Source organism: Arthrobacter sp. LjRoot78, assembly GCF_964254335.1.
Classification (GTDB): Bacteria; Actinomycetota; Actinomycetes; order Actinomycetales; family Micrococcaceae; genus Arthrobacter.
This window is the reverse complement of record NZ_CAXUTG020000001.1, coordinates 1,760,629-1,780,509: the sequence shown is the minus strand read 5'-3', so window position 1 is coordinate 1,780,509 and position 19,881 is coordinate 1,760,629. Positions and strand designations below refer to the sequence as shown.

The 19,881-nt window shown below is 64.2% G+C and carries 19 protein-coding genes; 4 read left to right on the top strand and 15 right to left on the bottom strand.

The window, feature by feature from the left end:
• Positions 1 to 66: 66 nt before the first annotated feature.
• The 3 genes from ACSQ1X_RS08175 to glnA form a co-directional block, all read right to left on the bottom strand.
• Entirely contained in the window at positions 67 to 486 is a 420-nt protein-coding gene (locus ACSQ1X_RS08175) for a VOC family protein (protein WP_436057289.1), read from the bottom strand.
• 72 nt (positions 487 to 558) lie between these two features.
• The gene (locus tag ACSQ1X_RS08170; RefSeq protein WP_436057288.1) at positions 559 to 3,570 is read right to left on the bottom strand and encodes a bifunctional [glutamine synthetase] adenylyltransferase/[glutamine synthetase]-adenylyl-L-tyrosine phosphorylase; all 3,012 of its coding nucleotides are present in this window, start codon (positions 3,568 to 3,570) and stop codon (positions 559 to 561) included.
• Positions 3,571 to 3,579: 9 nt separating this feature from the next.
• Entirely contained in the window at positions 3,580 to 4,920 is a 1,341-nt protein-coding gene (gene glnA / locus ACSQ1X_RS08165; RefSeq protein ID WP_011691452.1) for a type I glutamate--ammonia ligase, read from the bottom strand.
• 266 nt (positions 4,921 to 5,186) lie between these two features.
• Here glnA and panB point away from each other — a divergent pair, with 266 nt between their 5' ends.
• Complete coding sequence (panB, locus tag ACSQ1X_RS08160) at positions 5,187 to 6,092, top strand: 3-methyl-2-oxobutanoate hydroxymethyltransferase (protein WP_436057287.1); 906 nt, start codon at positions 5,187 to 5,189, stop codon at positions 6,090 to 6,092.
• Positions 6,093 to 6,115: 23 nt separating this feature from the next.
• On the opposite strand, the gene ACSQ1X_RS08155 is transcribed toward panB, so the two are convergent.
• Both ACSQ1X_RS08155 and ACSQ1X_RS08150 read right to left on the bottom strand, forming a co-directional pair.
• Positions 6,116 to 6,688 (bottom strand): YceI family protein, encoded by a 573-nt coding sequence (locus ACSQ1X_RS08155; protein ID WP_436057286.1) that lies wholly within the window; start codon positions 6,686 to 6,688, stop codon positions 6,116 to 6,118.
• Positions 6,689 to 6,757: 69 nt separating this feature from the next.
• Complete coding sequence (locus ACSQ1X_RS08150) at positions 6,758 to 6,922, bottom strand: SPOR domain-containing protein (protein ID WP_156372338.1); 165 nt, start codon at positions 6,920 to 6,922, stop codon at positions 6,758 to 6,760.
• 125 nt (positions 6,923 to 7,047) lie between these two features.
• Here ACSQ1X_RS08150 and map point away from each other — a divergent pair, with 125 nt between their 5' ends.
• Positions 7,048 to 7,926, top strand: coding sequence for a type I methionyl aminopeptidase (map, locus tag ACSQ1X_RS08145; RefSeq protein WP_055800060.1), 879 nt, complete (start codon positions 7,048 to 7,050; stop codon positions 7,924 to 7,926).
• Between the two features lie 73 nt (positions 7,927 to 7,999).
• The gene (ppgK, locus tag ACSQ1X_RS08140; protein WP_028271751.1) at positions 8,000 to 8,803 is read left to right on the top strand and encodes a polyphosphate--glucose phosphotransferase; all 804 of its coding nucleotides are present in this window, start codon (positions 8,000 to 8,002) and stop codon (positions 8,801 to 8,803) included.
• A gap of 106 nt (positions 8,804 to 8,909) precedes the next feature.
• On the opposite strand, the gene nrdR is transcribed toward ppgK, so the two are convergent.
• From nrdR to ACSQ1X_RS08125, 3 genes are all read right to left on the bottom strand, one after another.
• Positions 8,910 to 9,407, bottom strand: coding sequence for a transcriptional regulator NrdR (gene nrdR / locus ACSQ1X_RS08135; RefSeq protein WP_436057285.1), 498 nt, complete (start codon positions 9,405 to 9,407; stop codon positions 8,910 to 8,912).
• Positions 9,408 to 9,514: 107 nt separating this feature from the next.
• Positions 9,515 to 10,891: a histidinol dehydrogenase gene (hisD, locus tag ACSQ1X_RS08130; RefSeq protein WP_436057284.1), complete on the bottom strand. Its 1,377-nt coding sequence runs from the start codon at positions 10,889 to 10,891 to the stop codon at positions 9,515 to 9,517.
• Positions 10,888 to 11,460: a hypothetical protein gene (locus ACSQ1X_RS08125; RefSeq protein WP_436057283.1), complete on the bottom strand. Its 573-nt coding sequence runs from the start codon at positions 11,458 to 11,460 to the stop codon at positions 10,888 to 10,890. The genes hisD and ACSQ1X_RS08125 overlap by 4 nt, the downstream gene beginning before the upstream one ends.
• Positions 11,461 to 11,639: 179 nt before the next feature.
• Here ACSQ1X_RS08125 and ACSQ1X_RS08120 point away from each other — a divergent pair, with 179 nt between their 5' ends.
• Complete coding sequence (locus tag ACSQ1X_RS08120; protein WP_436059294.1) at positions 11,640 to 12,098, top strand: flavin reductase family protein; 459 nt, start codon at positions 11,640 to 11,642, stop codon at positions 12,096 to 12,098.
• A 4-nt stretch (positions 12,099 to 12,102) separates the two neighbouring features.
• On the opposite strand, the gene ACSQ1X_RS08115 is transcribed toward ACSQ1X_RS08120, so the two are convergent.
• The 7 genes from ACSQ1X_RS08115 to ACSQ1X_RS08085 all read right to left on the bottom strand — a co-directional run bounded on the left by ACSQ1X_RS08115 (position 12,103) and on the right by ACSQ1X_RS08085 (position 19,859).
• Positions 12,103 to 12,813, bottom strand: a complete 711-nt coding sequence (locus ACSQ1X_RS08115) for an SDR family NAD(P)-dependent oxidoreductase (protein WP_436057282.1) — start codon at positions 12,811 to 12,813, stop codon at positions 12,103 to 12,105.
• A 15-nt stretch (positions 12,814 to 12,828) separates the two neighbouring features.
• A complete protein-coding gene (dnaE, locus tag ACSQ1X_RS08110; protein WP_436057281.1) occupies positions 12,829 to 16,386 on the bottom strand; it encodes a DNA polymerase III subunit alpha in 3,558 nt (1,185 codons plus the stop codon).
• Positions 16,387 to 16,422: 36 nt separating this feature from the next.
• Positions 16,423 to 17,349, bottom strand: coding sequence for an RluA family pseudouridine synthase (locus tag ACSQ1X_RS08105; protein WP_028271745.1), 927 nt, complete (start codon positions 17,347 to 17,349; stop codon positions 16,423 to 16,425).
• Positions 17,342 to 17,908, bottom strand: a complete 567-nt coding sequence (gene lspA / locus ACSQ1X_RS08100) for a signal peptidase II (protein WP_436057280.1) — start codon at positions 17,906 to 17,908, stop codon at positions 17,342 to 17,344. Before lspA ends, ACSQ1X_RS08105 begins: the two co-directional genes overlap by 8 nt.
• Positions 17,909 to 18,041: 133 nt before the next feature.
• On the bottom strand, positions 18,042 to 18,743 hold the full coding sequence (locus ACSQ1X_RS08095; RefSeq protein ID WP_055800084.1) for a DivIVA domain-containing protein: 702 nt from the start codon (positions 18,741 to 18,743) through the stop codon (positions 18,042 to 18,044).
• 174 nt (positions 18,744 to 18,917) lie between these two features.
• Positions 18,918 to 19,205 (bottom strand): YggT family protein, encoded by a 288-nt coding sequence (locus ACSQ1X_RS08090; RefSeq protein WP_028271742.1) that lies wholly within the window; start codon positions 19,203 to 19,205, stop codon positions 18,918 to 18,920.
• A gap of 117 nt (positions 19,206 to 19,322) precedes the next feature.
• Positions 19,323 to 19,859 (bottom strand): cell division protein SepF, encoded by a 537-nt coding sequence (locus ACSQ1X_RS08085; RefSeq protein ID WP_055800087.1) that lies wholly within the window; start codon positions 19,857 to 19,859, stop codon positions 19,323 to 19,325.
• Positions 19,860 to 19,881 lie beyond the last annotated feature (22 nt).

The following is a 19,881-nucleotide window of genomic DNA, read 5'->3' as shown; positions in this document are numbered from 1 at the left end:
TTTGGGGTGACGGCCGGCGTCGTGAATGTCGACTGTGCGGCGGCTGTTTGCAGGACAGGGGTGAAGCTATGGCGTCTGAGCGTCAGCAGGCGGCCCGGCAGGATCCATCCAGAAGACCTCCCAGAGATGGCCGTCCGGATCCTGGAAGCTGTGGTTGTACATAAACCCGTAGTCCTGGGCTTCCTGCGAAGGCGCGCCTCCAGCGGTCATGGCCTTCCGGATCGTGTCGTCAACGGCTTCACGGCTGTCAACGGAAAATGCCACGATCGCTTCAGCGGTTCCGCCGGTATCCGCGATGCCCTTGGAAATGAACGTCTTGAAGTAGCCTTCCACCAGCAGCATGACGTAGGCACCGTCATTGATGATCATGCAGGTGGCATTTTCGTCGGTGAAATCCGGGTTGAAGGAAAAGCCGAGCGCGGTGAAGAACTCGACCGACCTGTTCAGGTCCTTGACAGGGAGATTCAGAAAGAGTTGCGTGGCCATTGGCTCAAACTAGCATCCAGCCCGCAACGTGTCAGCCCCCGCGGCGGGTTGCCACACCCCGAACCGGCCCGGCTACTGCCCGTAGAATACCCGTTCGAAAACACCGCGGGCGCGCCTGCTGATCCTCAGGTAGTCCTCTTCCAAGGCGGCAGCGTTGCCTGGCGGGTAGCCGCACCAGCGGGCCACGGCTTCCAGGTCCCTGCGGGAAGACGGCAGGAGGTCGGAGGCGCGGCCGGTCCAGATGACGTTGGCCGACCTGATGCGGCTAGCCAGGCGCCAGGCTTTGAGGAGGAGTTCCGCCTCGTCCGCTTCCAGGAACCCCAGGGAGGCAGCGGCATCCAGCGCCGGCACGGTGGACGTGGTCTGCAGCTCCGGATGCTTGCCCGCGTGCTGCAACTGCAGCAGCTGAACGAGCCACTCAACGTCGCTGAGGCCGCCGCGTCCCAGTTTGAGGTGCCGCGCCGGATCCGCGCCGCGGGGCAGCCGCTCCGCTTCCACCCTTGCTTTGACGCGGCGGATTTCGCGCACGTCCTTGTCCGACAGTTCTTCCGGATAGCGGATGGTGTCGACCAGCTCCACGAAGTCCGCTGCCAGGTCATCATCCCCTGCGATGGGCAGGGCCCGCAGCAGCGCCTGGGCTTCCCAGACGAGCGACCACCGGCGGTAGTACTCGGCGTAGGAGTCCAGGGAGCGGACCATGGCTCCGCTCTTGCCTTCGGGCCGCAGGTCGGCGTCCACCATCAGCACGCGTTCCGCCAGGATGGCGGGCTTGAGCGGCTGCGTCAAAAGGTTCGAAATGTGACCCACGATCTGCGCGGCCTGGTTCTGGGCTTCTTCCTCGGGAACGCCCGGCAGACCGCGGTGCACGTACATGACATCCGCGTCGGAGCCGTAACCGATTTCGCGGCCGCCCTGCCTGCCCATGGCCACCACCAGGACACGTGTCTTCAGGGGACCCGAGGAACCCACGATGCTTTCCGCGACCCGGAGGGCGCCCAGCACTGCTGCGCGGTCCGTGTCCGCGAGGGCAGCACCCACCTGGTCCTGGTCCAGCAGCCCGGCGCTGTCCGCAATGGCAACCCGCAGGATCTCCCGGCGACGGATCAGCCGGATGAGCCGCATGGCGCTTTCCGGGTCCTCATGCCGCGACATCTTCGAGGTGATTTCCAGCCACTGGGCTTCGAATCCCAGCGGGGCCAGCTCCTTGTCCGTCCCGAGCCAGGCCACCGATTCCGGGGAAACCTCCAGGAGGTCTGCGATCAGGCGCGAGTTGGAGAGGACATGGCAGAGCCGCTCGGCCGCCGCCGTCGAATCCCGCAACATTCCCAGATACCAGTGCGTTGTTCCCAGCGCCTCGCTGACGCGGCGGAAGCCCAGCAGCCCGGCGTCGGGATCCACGCCGTCGGCCAGCCACCCGAGCAGGATGGGCAGGAGCTGGCGCTGCAGCGCCGCACGCCGGCTCACCCCGGCGGTGAGCGCCTCGATATGCCTCATGGCCCCCCGGGGATCCTGGTAACCAAGGGCGGCAAGGCGGCCTTGTGCGGCCTCCGGCGTCAGCCGCGCTTCTTCGCTGCTCAGCTTGGCGGCGGTGTTCAGCAGAGGCCGGTAGAAAATGCGTTCGTGCAGTTCGCGGACAGCGCGTTTGGTTTTTTGCCAGGCAGCCAGGAGGGCATCCGGGTGCGGGCGTTCCTGGGCAAAGGGGCCAAGCACGCCCTTCGCCAGTGCACGCAGGGCGTCTTCCCTCACCGGCATGAGATGGGTGCGGCGCAGCTGGAAGAGCTGGATCCGGTGTTCCATGAGCCGGAGGTACCGGTAGGCATGGTCGAATTCGGCGGCGTCCGTCCGCCCGATGTAGCCGCCGGCCGAGAGCGCGGCGATGGCTGAGGTGGTGTCCCGCTGCCGGAGGGATTCGTCGGCTTTGCCGTGCACCAGCTGCAACAACTGGACCGTGAATTCGACGTCCCTCAGGCCGCCGCGGCCCAGTTTGATCTGGCGCTGTTCCTCATCTGCGGGAATGTTGTCCGTGACGCGCCGGCGCATGGCCTGCACGGATTCCACAAATCCTTCGCGGTTCGCCGAACCCCAGATCAGCGGAAGGACCGCCGCCTCATACCGGGCGCCCAGCTCCGCGTCCCCCGCAATGGTCCGCGCCTTCAGGAGGGCCTGGAATTCCCAGCTTTCTGCCCACCGGGCGTAATAGCTCTGATGCGACGCCAGCGTCCGCACCAGCGGTCCCGATTTACCCTCCGGCCGCAGGTTGGCGTCCACCTCCCAGAGGCCGGGTTCCCGGCCGATGGACATGATGGCCCGCGAGATCCCGGTGGCAAGGGCCGTCCCGATCGTGTTGGCGCGGGCATCATCCAGCTCGCCGGCGTCGATCACGTAAATGACGTCGACGTCGGAAATGTAGTTGAGTTCGCGGGCACCGCACTTGCCCATGCCGATGACGGCGAGTCCCACTTCGGCGACTTCCGATGCCGAGAACTGCTCACCTGCCTCGGCACGGGATACTGCCAGGGCCGCCTCGATGGCAGCACCGGCAAGATCCGCCAGTTCCGCGCCGGCCGCGGGCATGAAGTCCAGCGGATCGGCGGCACACAGGTCCTTCACCGCCAGATCAACCACGCCCCTGCGGTAAGCAGTTCGCAGGGCCACGTAGGCCTCCGGGCCGGAGAGCCCGGCCACCGGCCTCCGCGCCTTCGGGTCGGCTTGGACGGATCGCAGGAGACGCGCCCTCAGTTCCCCGGCATCCGCCGCCGCAGGCTCCGGGCTTGCCACCACGTCAAAGGCGTCAAGGTGCTCCGGGTGGCGGATCAGGAATTCACCCAGCGCCTCGGAGGCACCCAGGACCCGGTACAGCGGCTCGCTGGTGTCGATGTCGGCAGCAGCAAGCTTCCGAAGATCGGGATGCTTTTCGATCAGGCGCACCAGCGACTGCAGGGCGGTGTCGGGGTTGGCGGCCAGATGGAAGCCAGCGAACAGTGCCTCTTGGTCGATCCCTTCCAGTTCCCGGGCAGCAAGGAACCGCTCCCCCTTTTCCAGGTCACTGAAACCAGCGGAGATCAGGCGACGGGCGAGGCTCACCGCAGCCCCCTACAGAATGCCGAGGTTGCGCTGCAGCTCGTAGGGCGTCACCTGGAGACGGTAGTCCTGCCATTCTGCGCGTTTGTTGCGCAGGAAGTACTCGAAGACCTGTTCGCCAAGGATCTGCGGCATAAGCTCGGAATCCTCCATGGCCCGGATCGCATCGTGCAGGCTCGCGGGGAGCGGATCGTGGCCCATGGCGCGGCGTTCGGCCGAGCTCAGCGACCAGATGTCGTCCTCTGCGGCTGCCGGAATCTCGTAGCCCTCTTCAATGCCTTTGAGGCCGGCACCGAGCAGGACGGCGTATGCCAGGTAGGGGTTGGCCGCGGAGTCGATGCCGCGGTACTCGATGCGGGCGGACTGCCCCTTGCCGGGCTTGTACAGCGGAACGCGCACCAGCGCGGAACGGTTGTTGTGGCCCCAGCTCAGGTAACTGGGTGCTTCGCCGCCGCCCCAAAGGCGCTTGTAGGAGTTCACGAACTGGTTGGTCACGGCGGTGAACTCGGGGGCGTGCTTAAGGATGCCCGCGATGAACTGTTTGGCCGTCTTGGACAGCTGGAATTCCGCACCGGCTTCGTAGAACGCGTTGGTGTCGCCTTCGAAGAGGGAGAAGTGGGTGTGCATGCCCGAGCCCGGGTGCGCCGTGAACGGCTTGGGCATAAAGGTGGCGTAGGTGCCCTGCTGCAGGGCGACTTCCTTGATGACGGTGCGGAAGGTCATGATGTTGTCCGCTGTCTGCAGGGCGTCAGCGTAACGAAGGTCGATCTCGTTCTGGCCGGGACCGGCCTCATGGTGGCTGAACTCGACCGAGATGCCCACGGACTCCAGCATCGTGACCGCGGTGCGCCGGAAGTCCTGCGCGACGCCGCCGGGAACGTGGTCGAAGTAGCCGCCCTCGTCCACGGGGACGGGTGAACCGTCCGGGCCGGGCTCCTGCGACTTCAGCAGGTAGAACTCGATCTCGGGATGCGTATAGCAGGTGAAGCCCATGTCCGCGGCCTTGGCGAGGGTGCGCTTCAGGACGTTGCGCGGGTCCGCTGCCGAGGGCTCGCCGTCGGGGGTCAGGATGTCGCAGTACATGCGCGAGGTCTGTTCAGTCTCACCGCGCCACGGCAGGATCTGGAACGTCGAGGGGTCCGGCTGTGCCAGCATGTCCGACTCGAACACGCGGGCCAGGCCCTCGATCGCGGAGCCGTCGAAGCCGAGGCCCTCCTCGAAGGCACCTTCAACTTCAGCGGGGGCAAGCGCAACAGACTTGAGTGAACCCACGACGTCCGTGAACCACAGACGCACAAACCGTACGTCGCGCTCTTCGATTGTCCGCAGGACAAACTCTTGCTGGCGGTCCATGATGGCCTCTTCTCCGGGTCAACGTATTGATGCCCCGGGTCCGTATTCGCTAGAGCCGGCGGCAGCTCACGATTCACTTTACTAAGCATTCGCGCGGAATGTTGGAGCCGGAGGTCCGCGTAACACAGCGTTAACACGGACACCGGCCCTCTGGGCCCGGCAGAGCCGCCGCGACCGGCCCCGGGCGATGTATTTGTGACGAGATTCACCGGCTCCGGCCGGACGCCCGGTAGCTAGGACGCGCAGTATCGCATTACGCTCTAGCCATGGCCACAAGCAACAGTTCCGATTCCAGCATGTCCGCCGAAGTACCTGCTCCCTACGGCAACGGTCCCGCCGGGCCGGCCGCAACGCCGTCGGACGCCGCCAGGAAGCCCGCGGCCCGAATCCGGACCCACCACCTGCAGCAGGCCAAGGAAAAAGGTGAGCACTTTGCGATGCTCACGGCCTACGAACAGTACACTGCCGAGATTTTCGACGAAGCAGGCATTGAGGTGCTCCTCGTCGGCGATTCCGCGTCCAACAACGTCTTCGGCAACGAAACCAGCCTGCCGGTCACCGTCGATGAGCTCCTTCCGCTGTGCCGTGCCGTGGCCCGGTCCGCGAAGCGGGCCTTGGTGGTCGCTGACCTTCCGTTCGGAAGCTACGAGGTTTCAGCCGAGCAGGCCGTGGCCACTGGCGTCCGCTTCCTGAAGGAGGGCCTTGCCCATGCCGTGAAGATTGAAGGCGGCAAGTACTACGCGGACACCGTCCGCGCCATGGTCCAGGCCGGCATTCCGGTCATGGCGCACATCGGCTTCACTCCCCAGAGCGAGCACTCGCTGGGCGGCTACCGGGTGCAAGGCCGCGGCGATGACGCACAGCGGCTTATCGACGACGCGGTGGCACTCGCCGACGCCGGCGCCTTCAGCGTCCTGATGGAAATGGTTCCCGCCGCCACCGCTGCGGCCGTCGATGCTGCCATTTCTGTTCCTACCGTCGGCATCGGCGCCGGAAACACGACGACCGGCCAGGTGCTGGTCTGGCAGGACATGGCCGGACTTCGAGGCGGGAAGATGGCCAAGTTCGTCAAGCAGTATGCTGACCTGCGCACCTCGCTGAGCAACGCGGCCAAGGCATATGGCGAGGACGTGCGGACGGGCCAGTTCCCCGGCCCCGAGCATTCGTTCTAACGAAGCTCCGGGCCGGGGCTCCCCTATTCGGCTGCGATAGGGCCGTCACCGACTTTGATGGCGGACACTTCAAACTCCAGGGTGATCTTGTCCGACACGAGTACGCCGCCGGAGTCCAGGGCCGTGTTCCATTTGAGCCCGAAATCCTGGCGGTCGATGCGACGGGAACCTTCGAAGCCGGCCCGGAGGTTGCCCATCGGGTCCCGCTCGACGCCGATGAAGTCGATCGGAATCGAAATCTCCTTGGTGACGCCCCGGATGGTCACGTCTCCGCTGACAATGAAGTGGCCCTCGTCAACCTGATCCACCCGGTTGCTCAGGAAAGTGATCTCGGGGAACCGGGGAGCGTCAAAGAAGTCATTCGTCCGCAGGTGCTGGTCACGGTCGGCATTGCGGGTGTCAATGCTCGCTACCTTGAGAGTCAGCCCGACCTTCGAGCGGTCAAGGTTCTGCGAGTCGACTGTGATCGAGCCTTCGAGATCGTTGAAAGCTCCGCGGACCTTGGTGACCATTGCGTGGCGGGTGGAGAAGCCGATTCGCGTATGCGTCGGGTCGAACCGCCACTCTCCTGTGTATTCTGGCTTGATTGCGGCCATGACTCTCCTAAATGCGGTACCGGCCGGTCCGGTACTCGAATGTGTACTAACTCTCGCAGACGATACAGGTCAGTCCTCGTCGCCCTTTTCCCATGATTCGTTTCGCGCCTTGACCTTTTCGAGCGCATGCTCTGCTTCTTCGCGCGTCTTGTAGGGCCCGATCAGCTGCGTCCAATCGGACATGGCGTCTTCCTCCACCTCGTGGGTTTTGACGTTGTACCAGTACTCGGTCATCGCTGCTCCTCGCATCACGCAGGCTCCACGCCCGCTGAAAGTGATCCACGTAACGTAGGGCTGCATCGTGTTCCGATCCGGCTTTCCGTTACATGGGGTTCTACGCCTGCTTATATGATCAATCTATGCCTTCTCTTGCCTCGACTGCACCCACCGGCACACTGGTCCCCGGAACCATCAGCCCGCAGCTGCCCGTCCCGGCGTCAATCCCCCGCCCCGAGTATGTGGGCAAACCGGGTCCGGAGAAGTTCACCGGCTCCGAGGTGAAGTCTGCCGAGACCATCGAGAAGATCAGGATCGCCAGCCGGATCGCGGCCCAGGCAATCGTCGAGGTGGGCAAGCACATCGAACCTGGCGTAACGACCGACCAGCTGGACAGGATCGGCCATGAGTTCCTGGTCGACCACCACGCCTATCCGTCGACACTGGGCTACCGGGGCTTCCCCAAGTCGTTGTGCTCGTCGCTGAACGAAGTGATCTGCCACGGAATACCGGACAGCACGGTGGTCCAGGACGGCGACATCCTGAACATCGACATCACGGCCTTCATCGGAGGGGTCCACGGCGACACCAATTTCACGTTCCTCGTTGGCGACGTGGACGAAGAGTCGCGGCTCCTGGTGGAACGCACCAAGGAATCCCTCAACCGTGCCATCAAGGCCGTGGCCCCCGGACGTGAAATCAACGTCATCGGCCGCGCAATCCAGTCCTACGCCAAGCGCTTTGGCTACGGCGTTGTCCGGGATTTCACCGGTCACGGTGTCGGCGAAGCGTTCCACACCGGCCTGATCATTCCGCACTACGATGCGGCCCCCGCCTACAACACGGTCATGGAGGCGGGCATGGTGTTCACCATTGAACCGATGCTGACGCTCGGTACCGTGGAGTGGGACATGTGGGCCGACGATTGGACCGTCGTGACGCGCGACCACAAGCGCACCGCCCAGTTCGAGCACACCCTGCTCGTCACCGAATCAGGCGCAGAAATCCTCACCCTGCCCTGATTGCCCCGCCCGGCCCCGCCGGCACATTTGCCCAGTTACCTCTTTCCCGCCCACAGCCACGAACGGAATCACATTGGCCAAGAAGGACGACAAGTCAACCAAGAACGCCCCGCTGATCGGTATTGATATCGGTGGCACCGGAATCAAGGGCGGCATTGTCGACCTCAAGAAGGGCAAACTCGTAGGCGACCGCTTCCGTGTACCCACGCCGCAGCCGGCGACGCCCGAGTCGGTCGCCGAAACGGTGGCCGCTGTGGTCGCCGAGCTCGACGCGCGGCCGGATGCGCCCGCCCCCGATTCTCCGATCGGCGTAACCTTCCCCGGCATCATCCAGCACGGCGTGGTCCATTCCGCAGCCAACGTCGACAAGTCCTGGCTCAACACGGATATTGACGCCCTGCTGACCAAACGCCTGGGCCGCCCCGTCGAGGTCATTAACGACGCCGACGCCGCCGGCCTCGCAGAAGCCCGCTACGGCGCCGGCGAGGGCGTCTCCGGTACGGTCCTCGTGATCACGCTGGGAACCGGCATTGGCTCGGCCTTCATCTTCAACGGCAAGCTGGTCCCGAACGCCGAACTCGGGCACCTTGAAATCGACGGCTACGACGCCGAGAGCAAGGCCTCCGCCGTGGCCCGGGAACGCGACGGCCTCAGCTGGACCGAGTACAGCGTGCTACTCCAGCGCTATTTCTCGCACGTTGAGTTCCTCTTCTCCCCGGAGCTGTTCATCGTCGGCGGCGGCATCTCCAAGCGAGCCGACGAGTATTTGCCGCACATGAAACTGCGCACGAAGATCGTCCCGGCCGAACTTAAGAACGACGCCGGCATTGTGGGCGCCGCGATCGAGGTCGCGCTGACACACAAACTGGCCAAGTAGCCGGAGCCGCCGGCGCCGCAATCGTGGTGCCGGCTTGGCCCGGCCCGGGTACAGCACGTGGTGCCGGTGGTGGCTTCGGCTTCCCCTCCGCTGCCACCACCGGAGTCTAGAGGGGGCTCTTCTCGGAGTTCTTGCCCTTAGCGGCCTTTGCATCGACTTCCGCTTCATGGCGAAGGATGGCAATGGCGGTCTCAAAGTCCTCGAGGGACTCGAACGCCTGGTACACGCTCGCGAACCGGAGGTAGGCGACTTCGTCCAGTTTCTGCAGCGGGCTGAGGATGGCGAGGCCCACTTCATGGGCGTCGATTTCCGCAGCGCCTGACGCGCGGATCGTTTCCTCGACTTCCTGCGCCAGCATGGCAAGGTCGTCTTCGGTCACGGGCCTGCCCTGGCATGCTTTCCGCACACCGTTGATCACTTTGCTGCGGCTGAAAGGTTCGCCGACTCCGGAGCGTTTGATCACCGTGAGGCTGGTGGTTTCCACCGTGGTGAAGCGGCGGCCGCATTCAGGACACTGACGGCGGCGGCGGATCGCGGAACCGTCATCGGCCATCCGGCTGTCCACCACGCGGGAATCAGGGTTGCGGCAAAACGGGCAATACACGTTGCTTCCTTCCCTGGCCGGAAAACATTTGGCCGGAATATTCTTCCAGAATCAGTTTACGACTACATGTAGCCGAATCACAAGCCTGTAATTACTACATGTAGTGGTTAGGCATCGCCGGTAAACCGTGCCGTCACGGCCTCGCCGTGGGCGGGCAGGTCCTCGGCCCCGGCGAGGCTGAGGATGTGCCCGCTGACCCTTTCGAGGGCCGGCTTGCTGTAGTTGACCACCTGGATGGCGCGAAGGAACGTGGTGACATTGAGGCCGGAAGAGAAGGCTGCCGTGCCGCTGGTGGGCAGCACGTGGTTGGACCCTGCGCAGTAATCCCCGAGGCTGACGGGGCTGTAGTCCCCCACGAAGATGGCTCCCGCGTTGCGGATGCGTGCAGCGACAGCCGGGGCGTCCGCCGTCATGATCTCCAGGTGCTCCGCGGCGTAAGCATCGCAGGCGGCGATTCCCTGGTCCAGGTCGTCCACCAGCACCACGCCGGACTGCGGGCCGGACAGGGCTTCCCGCACCCGCTCTGAGTGTTTGGTCAGGGCAGCCTGCACGTCAAGCTCGACCCGGACGGCCGCAGCGAGCTCTTCGGAATCGGTAATGAGGACGGACGCGGCCTTCGGATCGTGTTCTGCCTGGCTGATGAGGTCGGCCGCCACCAGCGACGGGCGGGCGCTGCCGTCGGCAAGGATGGCGATTTCCGTGGTGCCGGCCTCGGAATCGATGCCCACAACGCCCTTGACCAGCCGTTTGGCCGTCGCCACAAAAATGTTGCCCGGCCCGGTCACCACATCCACCGGATCCAGGGCTGCCGCCGGGTCTTCCGCGGGAACTCCGTAAGCAAAGGCCGCAATGGCCTGGGCCCCGCCAATGGCGTACACCTCGTCGATGCCCAGCAGCGCCGCAGCGGCCAGGATGGTGGGGTGCGGGAGTCCGCCGAAGTCTTTCTGCGGAGGCGAGGCCAGGGCGATGGATGCCACCCCTGCCGCCAGTGCGGGGACGACGTTCATGATGACGGACGACGGATATACGGCCAGTCCGCCGGGGACATAAAGCCCCACGCGGCCAACCGGCACCCAGTTCTGGCTCACGACGGCGCCCTCGCCGAGTTCGACGTCGACGTTTGCCGGCCGCTGGCTGTCAGCGAACTTCCGAGCACGGCTGATGGATTCTTCCAAGGCTGCCCGCACTGCGGGGTCCAGTGTTTCCAGCGCTTCCTGCAGCGCAGCGGCCGGCACCCTCGGGTGTGCCTGTTCGACGCCGTCGAACGCCTTCGCGTAGTCGCTCAGCGCGGCGAAGCCCCGGGAACGGACCGCCGTGATGATGTCCGTGACCTTCTGCTCAGCGTCCGCCATGGTCTGGTGCCGGGCCCGCGGAACAGCCGCCCGGAGTTCGGCCAGGGAGAGCCGCTGGCCGCGCAGGTCAATGGTGCGGTAGCTGACGGCCGGCGTGGTGATCTGGGCGGGGCTGTCGGGAGAAATAGTCACCCGTCCATTTTACGTGGTTTGCCCAGGAGGCTGAGCAGGTTTGCCACAAAGACGGAAATGGCCACCGCTGCCGGCCAAATGGCCAGGACGGCGAGGGCACGGAGCGAGAAGGCAATGCTGGCGTTCGGAGCGGTATCTTCAGCCGGTCCCCACCACTGCCCCGCCAGCACGCCTGCCTGCCAGGCGACGACGGCGCCAAGCGCACCGCCGATCACGGCGAACAGCACCGTCCGTGGCGCGGGTGCTCCGGTTCGTTTTCCGTCGAGGAGGAACCCGGTGACGCAGCCTGCCAACAGAAACAGGCCGGCCAGCACAAGGTCCCGGGGAAGCCAGCCTTCGGCATTCGTTCCGGTGGCCAACGAGGGGTCGCCGGACAACAGGTTCAGTCCCCCGGGCGCCAGCAGCCACCACGCAAGTCCGACGGGGATCCCGCTGGCGGCTATGGCTGCGGGCACGCGCCACGAACCCCCGTCACCGCGGTAAAGTTCACCATAGGCGGGAGGGAGTCCGGCATCCCCGTGATGGCTCGGATTTTGCGGAGCCGGCCCGGTGCCTGATGGCTGTTTCATGAAACAAACATTAACAAACGTTCACCGCCGTTCAACAAATGACGCGGCAGGTAACCAAGTCACGGACGGCATCGGGGGCCCCATACGCTGGCATGCAGGACAAACCAGGATTAGTTTCAGCAGGGAGTTAGATCACAGTGACCTCAGATAACGCAGCCTTCGAAGGCACGTTCAAGGAGATGTTCCGCCGGCATGCGGCCGGCGTGGCAATTATCACGGTGAACTACAACGGCATCCCGTACGGATTCACGGCCACCTCCGTGGCCTCGCTGTCCGCCCAGCCGCCGCGTTTTACCTTCAACATGGCCCGCAGCTCCAGTTCATGGCCGGCCATCGCCAACACCACGCACATTGGTGTCCACATGCTTGGGCTGGAGAACCAGGAACTTGCGGACCGCTTCGCACGGACCAAGAACCGGTTTGAGGGCGACCATTGGGAACTTGGACCGCACGATGTACCAGTCCTCAAGGACGTCGCCGGATGGCTGATCGGCAAGATCCAGATGCGCCTCTCCTTCGAGAACAACGCGGTGGTCGTGGTGGAAGTCGTGGAAGGACAAGTGGGCGAGGACGGCTCTCCGCTGCTTTACCACTCCGGCGCCTACAGCCAGCCCGTCCCGCTCGACTACGAAATCTAGCGCCCTACCAGGGCAGCGGCGCGGACGATCCGAGTTCGAAGAACCGCGGACTGCTGCCACCGGGTTCGGAAAGCTCCCGCAGCAGCTCACTGGCCGCCGTCGCGGGCTCCTTCGACGCACCGCTTCGTCCCATCCCGGTCGCCAGTGCTCCCGGATGCACGGACCAAACGTCCAGTTCCGCGCCGAATTCCTCATGCAGGCTAAGCGTCAGCATGTTGAGCGCCGCTTTGCCGAGCCGGTAGCCGTAACTCGTCCCGAAGCCGGCGAATTCACCGTTCGCCTGCAGAGCGGCCGAGCCCAGCCGGGACGACACATTGACCACAAGGGGCCGGCGGCCGCCTGCACTCGGGCGAAGCAGCCCGGCCAGCGACGCCTGGGTCACCCTGACTGCGCCCGCGACGTTATTGTCGAGGAGCTGCGCAAGGGATTCGGGGTCAACTGCCGCCAGCGTCTTCTGGCTGCTGCCCACCGCGGCATTATTGACCACGACGTCGATGCTGGCTTCCGCAAGAGCCTGCGATACCTCCTTGGGGCAGGAATGCGCAATGTCCCATTCCAGGAACCGCACCCTGCCGTCAGTCCCGGCGTTTGCCGCGTAGCCCGGCCTGACAATGCCGTAGACCGTCCATTCTTCGGCCGCAAGGACCGCCGTGAGGGCGGCACCGAAGCCCCTCCCCGCGCCGGAAATCACCGCGACGCCCGGGGCCGGGTTCACCGGATGTCCAGGCAACTAGCTGTCCAGGCAGGTGGGTCCGAGCAGCACCTTCAGGTCGCCGAACAGTGATGGGCTCGGGTTGACCCTCAGGTGCACAGGAAGCGCCATCACTTCCACCCTGGTGTCTCCCTGCAGGTGCAGCCTGACCTCCGAGTTGCCCCGGTGGGTCCTCAGCACGTCCCCAAGCTCGGTCACCACGGCCTCGGTGGCCTTGTGCGTCTGCATGGTGATCACCAGGGGCCCGTTCAGGCCTTCGCTGAGGTCCGGGACGGACAGCTCCATGCAGTTCAGGGCGACGGCGCCGTCGTCACGGCGCTGCAGCCTGCCCTTGACCACCACGATCAGGTCTTCAGCCAGAACGGACGCAATGGGACCGTAGACCTGGCCGAAGAACATGACCTCCATGGAACCGCCCAGGTCCTCGATTTCCGCGCGGGCATAGGCGTTTCCGCTGGCTTTCGCGATCCGCCGGCTCAGCGAGGTGATCATGCCCGCAATGGTGATGATGGCGCCGTCGTGCGGGCCGTCCTCTGCGATGACCGAGGTGATGGACTGGTCGGCGTGCTGGCTCAGCAGCCCTTCGAGGCCCTGCAGCGGGTGGTCCGAGACGTAGAGGCCCAGCATGTCGCGTTCGAAGGAGAGCTTGTCCTTCTTCTCCCATTCGGGAAGGTCCGGGATTTCGATGCTCAGGGATGCTTCGGATTCGGCCTCGTCGAAACCGGCGAAGAGGTCGAACTGCCCGATCGCCTCATTGCGCTTGAGGGTGATGACGGAGTCGATGGCCTCTTCATGGATCATGGCAAGCGCGCGCCGATGGTGGTTCAGGGAGTCGAACGCGCCCGCCTTGATCAGCGATTCAATGGTGCGTTTGTTGCACACCACCGCTGGAACCTTCATGAGGTAGTCCTTGAAGGACGTGTACGCGCCTTCCTTTTCCCGCGCCGCCACCATGGCTTCGACGGCGTTCACGCCGACGTTGCGGATTGCGCCCATCCCGAAGCGGATGTCGTTGCCCACAGGGGTGAAGTTGAGGGCTGACTCGTTGACATCGGGCGGCAGCACCGTGATGCCCATGCGCCGGCATTCATTCAGGTAGATCGCCGATTTGTCCTTGTCATCGCCCACCGAGGTCAGCAGGGCCGCCATGTACTCCGGCGCATAGTGCGCCTTGAGGTACGCGGTCCAATAGGAGATTACGCCGTACGCGGCCGAGTGCGCCTTGTTGAAGGCGTAGTCGGAGAACGGAAGCAGGATGTCCCAGAGGGTCTTGACGGCGGCCATGGAATATCCGTTGTCCTGCATGCCCTGCGAGAAGCCGGCGAACTGTTTGTCCAGTTCGGACTTCTTCTTCTTGCCCATGGCACGGCGCAGGATGTCGGCCTGGCCCAGCGTGTAGCCGGCGAGCTTCTGCGCCACGGCCATGACCTGCTCCTGGTACACGATCAGCCCGTAGGTGCCGCCCAGGATTTCGGAGAGCGGTTCTTCCAGCTCCGGATGGATCGGAATGACTTCCTGGATCTTGTTCTTGCGCAGCGCGTAGTCGGTGTGGGCGTTGGCACCCATGGGGCCGGGCCGGTACAGGGCCAGCACCGCGGAGATGTCTTCGAAGTTGTCAGGCTTCATGAGCTTGAGCAGCGAACGCATGGGGCCGCCGTCAAGCTGGAACACGCCCAGGGTGTCACCCCGGGCCAGCAGCTCGTAGGAAGCGGTGTCGTCGAGTTCCAGGGTTTCGAGGTCAAGATCGATGCCGCGGTTCATCTTGATGTTTTCCAGGGCGTCCGAAATGATCGTCAGGTTCCGCAGGCCGAGGAAGTCCATCTTGATGAGGCCGAGGCCTTCGGACGTCGGGTAGTCGAACTGCGTGATGACCTGGCCGTCCTGGAAGCGGCGCATGATCGGAATCACGTCGATGATGGGGTCCGAGGACATGATGACACCGGCGGCGTGCACGCCCCACTGCCGTTTCAGGCCTTCGATACCCAGTGCCGTTTCGAAGACTTTGGCGGCTTCCGGGTCGGTGCTGATCAGCTGGCGGAAGTCACCGGCTTCGCCGTAGCGCTTTGCGTCCTTGTTCTGAATGTCGGCCAGCGGAATGTCCTTGGCCATCACCGCCGGCGGCAGCGCCTTGGTCAGCGTCTCACCCATGCTGAAGGGGTAGCCCAGGACGCGCGAGGAGTCCTTCAGGGCCTGCTTGGTCTTGATGGTGCCGTACGTGACGATCATGGCCACGCGTTCGTCGCCGTATTTGCGCGTGACGTAGTCGATGACTTCGGAGCGGCGCCGGTCATCGAAGTCGACGTCGAAGTCAGGCATGGAAACACGGTCCGGGTTGAGGAAGCGTTCGAAGATCAGGCCGTGGTGCAGCGGATCCAGGTCGGTGATGCGCATGGCGTAGGCCACCATGGAACCTGCACCGGAGCCACGCCCGGGGCCCACGCGGATGCCATTGTTCTTGGCCCAGTTGATGAAGTCGGCCACCACGAGGAAGTAGCCCGGGAATCCCATGGAGGTGATGACTTCGAGCTCATAGTCGGCCTGTTGGCGGACCTTGTCCGGGATGCCCTTCGGATAGCGGTACTGGAGTCCCTTGTCGACTTCCTTGACCAGCCAGGACGTCTCGTCCTCCCCCTCGGGGCAAGGGAAGCGTGGCATGTAGTTGGCGCCCGTGTTGAACGAGACTTCACAGCGCTCGGCGATCAGCAGCGTGTTGTCGCACGCGTCGGGGTGGTCGCGGAAGAGTTCGCGCATTTCCTGCGGTGACTTCAGGTAGTAGCCGCTGCCGGAGAAGGCAAACCGGGAGCCGCCGTTGTCGTAGGTCGGTTCCAGGAGGGTGGACCCGGACTGGATGGCCAGCAGGGCCTCATGCGCCTTCGCATCGTGCTCGTGCGTGTAGTGCAGGTCATTGGTGGCCACCAGCGGCAGGTTCAGGTCCTTGGCCAGGCGCAGGAGGTCGCCTGTGACGCGCCGCTCGATATCCAGGCCGTGGTCCATGAGTTCGCAGAAGTAGTTCTCCGCGCCGAAGATGTCGCGGAACTCTGCAGCAGCCTCCAGCGCTTCGCGGTACTGGCCGAGCCGCAGCCGGGTCTGCACCTCACCGGAAGGGCAGCCGGTGGTGGCGATGAGCCCTTCCGAGTAGGTGTTGAGCAGCTCGCGGTCCAGCCGGGGCCATTTGCCGAACACCGAGTCCAGCGAAGCGATCGACGAGGCCCGGAACAGGTTCCGCATGCCCACGTTGTTGTAGCTCAGCAGGGTCATGTGGGTGTACGAGCCACCGCCGGAGACGTCGTCCTTGCGCTGGCTTTCCTCGCCCCAGCGGACGCGGCTCTTGTCACCGCGGGCGGTCCCGGGAGTCACATAGGCTTCGACGCCGATGATCGGCCTGATGCCCTTGTCCGTGGCCCTCTTCCAGAAATCGAACGCGCCGAAGAGGTAGCCGTGGTCGGTGGTGGCCAGCGCGGGCATACCCAGCCGCTCGGTTTCATCGAAGAGCTCACCGAGCCGGGCGGCGCCGTCCAGCATCGAGTACTCGGTGTGGTTGTGGAGATGGACAAACGAGTCGTTGCTGGAAGTCACCGGACCATTCTAGTGCCGGGCAGGGACAATTCCGGCTCAGGCGTCCCCGGAGGCGAGAACTTCGAGTGCATACGCGAGATCCTGCGGGTACTCACTGGTGACTGTCACGCGTTCTCCGGTCCTGGGACTGTCGAACCCGAGCTGCCGGGCGTGAAGCCACTGCCGGGTCAGTCCCAGGGTTGCGGCAAGCCGCGGATCGGCTCCGTAGGTCAGGTCACCGGCGCAGGGGTGGCGCAGGGCGGAAAAGTGGACCCGGATCTGGTGGGTGCGGCCGGTTTCCAGGTGCACTTCCACGAGTGAAGCCTTCCCGAAGGCCTCCAGGACCTCGTAGTGGGTCACGGATTCCCGGCCGTCCTCTATGACGGCAAAGCGCCAGTCATGGCCTGGGTGGCGGCCGATGGGTGCATCGATCGTGCCCGCCAGGGGATCCGGCAGACCTTGGACCACTGCGTGGTAGACCTTGTCCACGGTGCGCTCCTTGAAGGCGCGTTTGAGCGCCGTATAGGCGCGTTCGGACTTGGCCACCACCATGGCCCCCGACGTGCCGACGTCGAGGCGGTGCACGATGCCCGCCCGCTCGGGTGCTCCCGACGTCGAAATCCGGTAACCGAGCCCGGCCAGTCCCCCCACCACGGTGGGTCCCACCCAGCCCGGGGACGGGTGGGCGGCCACACCCACCGGCTTGTCGATGACGACGAAGTCCTCATCGTCCAGCAGTACCTTCAGGCCTTCCACAACTTCCTCCACGACTTCCAGGGGGTCCCGGCGTTCCGGGACAACGACTTCCAGCACGGTGCCGGAGGCCAGCTTCAGGGACTTGCCCACGGCCTTGCCTGCGGAGCTGACGTTGCCCTCGGCGATCAGGGTGGCCGCCTGGGACCGGGATATGCCCATCAGCTTGGCGAGTCCCGCATCGACGCGGGTGCCGGCCAGCTCTTCGGGAACGGTGAGTTTCTCAGGCATCGGTGCGCCCCGCCGGTTTCTGGATCCGTGAACCGTCAAGTGAAATACCGCGGAGCGTCAGCAGGCAGATGATCACGACGGCGGAGACAACAGCGGAATCGGCGATATTGAAGATCGCAAAATTGGGCAACTGGATGAAGTCCACCACGTGGCCCATGGCGAAGGACGGTTCACGGAACAGCCGGTCCGTGAGGTTGCCCAGGGCACCGCCCAGAAGCAGGCCAAGCGCCAGGGACCACCAGGCGGAACCTAGTTTCCGCAGCTGGAAAAGAATGGCGATGGAGACGCCGGCCATGATGATGGTGAAAACCCAGGTGACATTCTCGCCGATGGAAAACGCGGCCCCGGAGTTCCTGATGTAATACCAGTGCAGCAGCGGGGGCAGCACCGGGATGCGCTCCCCCTCCACCATGGTGGAGGTGACCCACAGCTTGGTGAGCTGGTCGAAGACGTAGGCGAAAACAGCGAAGCCGGCGAAGAGCGTCAGCAGGACCGCCTTTCGCGGCCGGGCTTGCGTCGTTGCTGGCTGCGCTGCGGCAGGTGCTGTTTCGTCAGTCATAAAGCTTTCATTCAGGAGCCAGTCCCGGGACTGGAGGGAAGATGCTGGTGCCCGCTGCCGGCAGCGCCGGTAGCGGTTAATGGCAAAAGCCGGCGGCCGAGGAGTCCTCAGCCACCGGCTTTCAGAATACTTGCTAAACAGCGGGGCTGCCGTCGCCAACCTCGGGCGCAGCCACGGAACCGCGGGCATCCAGGTCGCGGAGCTGACCTTCGATGTAAGCCTTCAGGCGTGAACGGTAGTCGCGCTCGAAGCCGCGCAGCTGTTCCACCTTGCGCTCCAGGACAGACCGCTGCTGTTCCAGGGCGCCAAGGATCTTGCGGGACTTCTCCTGCGCGTCGTTGACCAGGCTGCTGGCTTCGATCTGCGCTTCCGCGATGATCTTGTCCTTCTGCTGCTGGCCATCTGCGACGTGCTTGTCGTGCATCTGCTGCGCCATGGCCAGGAGGCCGGCGGCGGACTCCGCGGTCGGGTTGACCGCGGAAGGGGCAGCCGGAGCTGCTACCGGTGCAAGAGCCGCTGCCGGCTCGGGAGCTTTCTTCTTGGCTTCGGCGGCGGCCTTGGCCTCGGCTTCCGCCTTGGCCCGGGATTCGTCCTTTTCAGCCTTGACCGGCGCGGGGACCTTCTCCACCACCGGCGCCGCTACTGCGGAGCTGGCGGGCGTGCCTGAGCCGCTCTCGGCAAGCTTCTTGCGAAGCTCGTCGTTCTCTTGGTTCAGGCGGCGCAGTTCGACGACGATTTCGTCCAGGAAGTCGTCAACTTCGTCCTGGTCGTAGCCTTCGCGGAACTTGGTCGGCTGAAAGCGCTTGTTGACAACGTCTTCTGGCGTCAAAGCCATCTGGTCACCTCGTTGGTCTAGTTAGTCAGTAGGCCTTCCGGCCGTCAAAACTACGGTACCTAAATATGGTCTGGTTCCTCTAATTCAACACTGAGGTGTCAAACCGGAGTTTCTACACGATGCCGTGGATGGCGGTTTCCCGTCCCGCTACTGCGCCGCAAGCTGTAATGAAAATTACGCGAGATTCCGTACGATTGCCATAGCCACGCTGATGGCTATGAAGAACAGCAAGAATCCGAGATCCAGCGAAATCCCGCCCAGGCGCAAGGGCGGAATGAGGCGCCTCAGCACCTTCAGGGGCGGATCTGTGACGGAGTAGACAGTGTGGGCCGCCACCAGCGCTGCACCCCGGGGCCGCCACTCACGGGCAAACATCTGCACCCAGTCGTAGACCAGCCGGATGATCAATGCCACAAATACGAATAATAAAGCGATATAGATAAGTCCGAAAACAATTCCCATGAGTTAACTCATATCTCCATGTTCATTCCGGATCCCGCAGTCTCCTGTTGCCATTCTTATCTATTTCAGCACGGATGCCAGACAGGTGTCCTGCCTGGCATCCGTTCGGGTCCGGAGCTAGCTCTGGTTGAAGAAGCTGGCCTGGGTCTCGCTGACCTTCTTGTCATCGCCGATGACCTCGATGTACGACGGCGAGAGCAGGAACACTTTGTTCGTGACCCGTTCGATGCTGCCGCGGAGGCCGAACACCAGGCCGGCGGAGAAATCGACCAGGCGCTTGGCGTCGGCTTCACCCATGTCCGTGACGTTCATGATGACAGGGATGCCGTCACGGAAGCTTTCGCCGATCAGCTTGGCGTCATTGTAGGACCGCGGGTGGATCGTGGTGATCTGGCGGAGTCCGGTGGTCTCTTCGCGGCTCGAGGCCGCGCGCTTGATAGGTGTCACAGGGGCGCGATATTCCTCTTCGGCGGCGTGTGGAGTCGGCGTTTCCCGGGTGACCTCGCGGACGGGCGCCGGCGCCCGGCGTTCCTCGCGGTCATGCTCCATTGAATCGTCCTCGTCTTTGTGCGGTGTGTGGTGCTCAGACTCGTAGTGTTCATCGCCATCGGCGAGCCCAAGATAGATCATTGTCTTGCGCAGAGCGCCAGCCATGGTCGACTCCTAATCGTGTCCG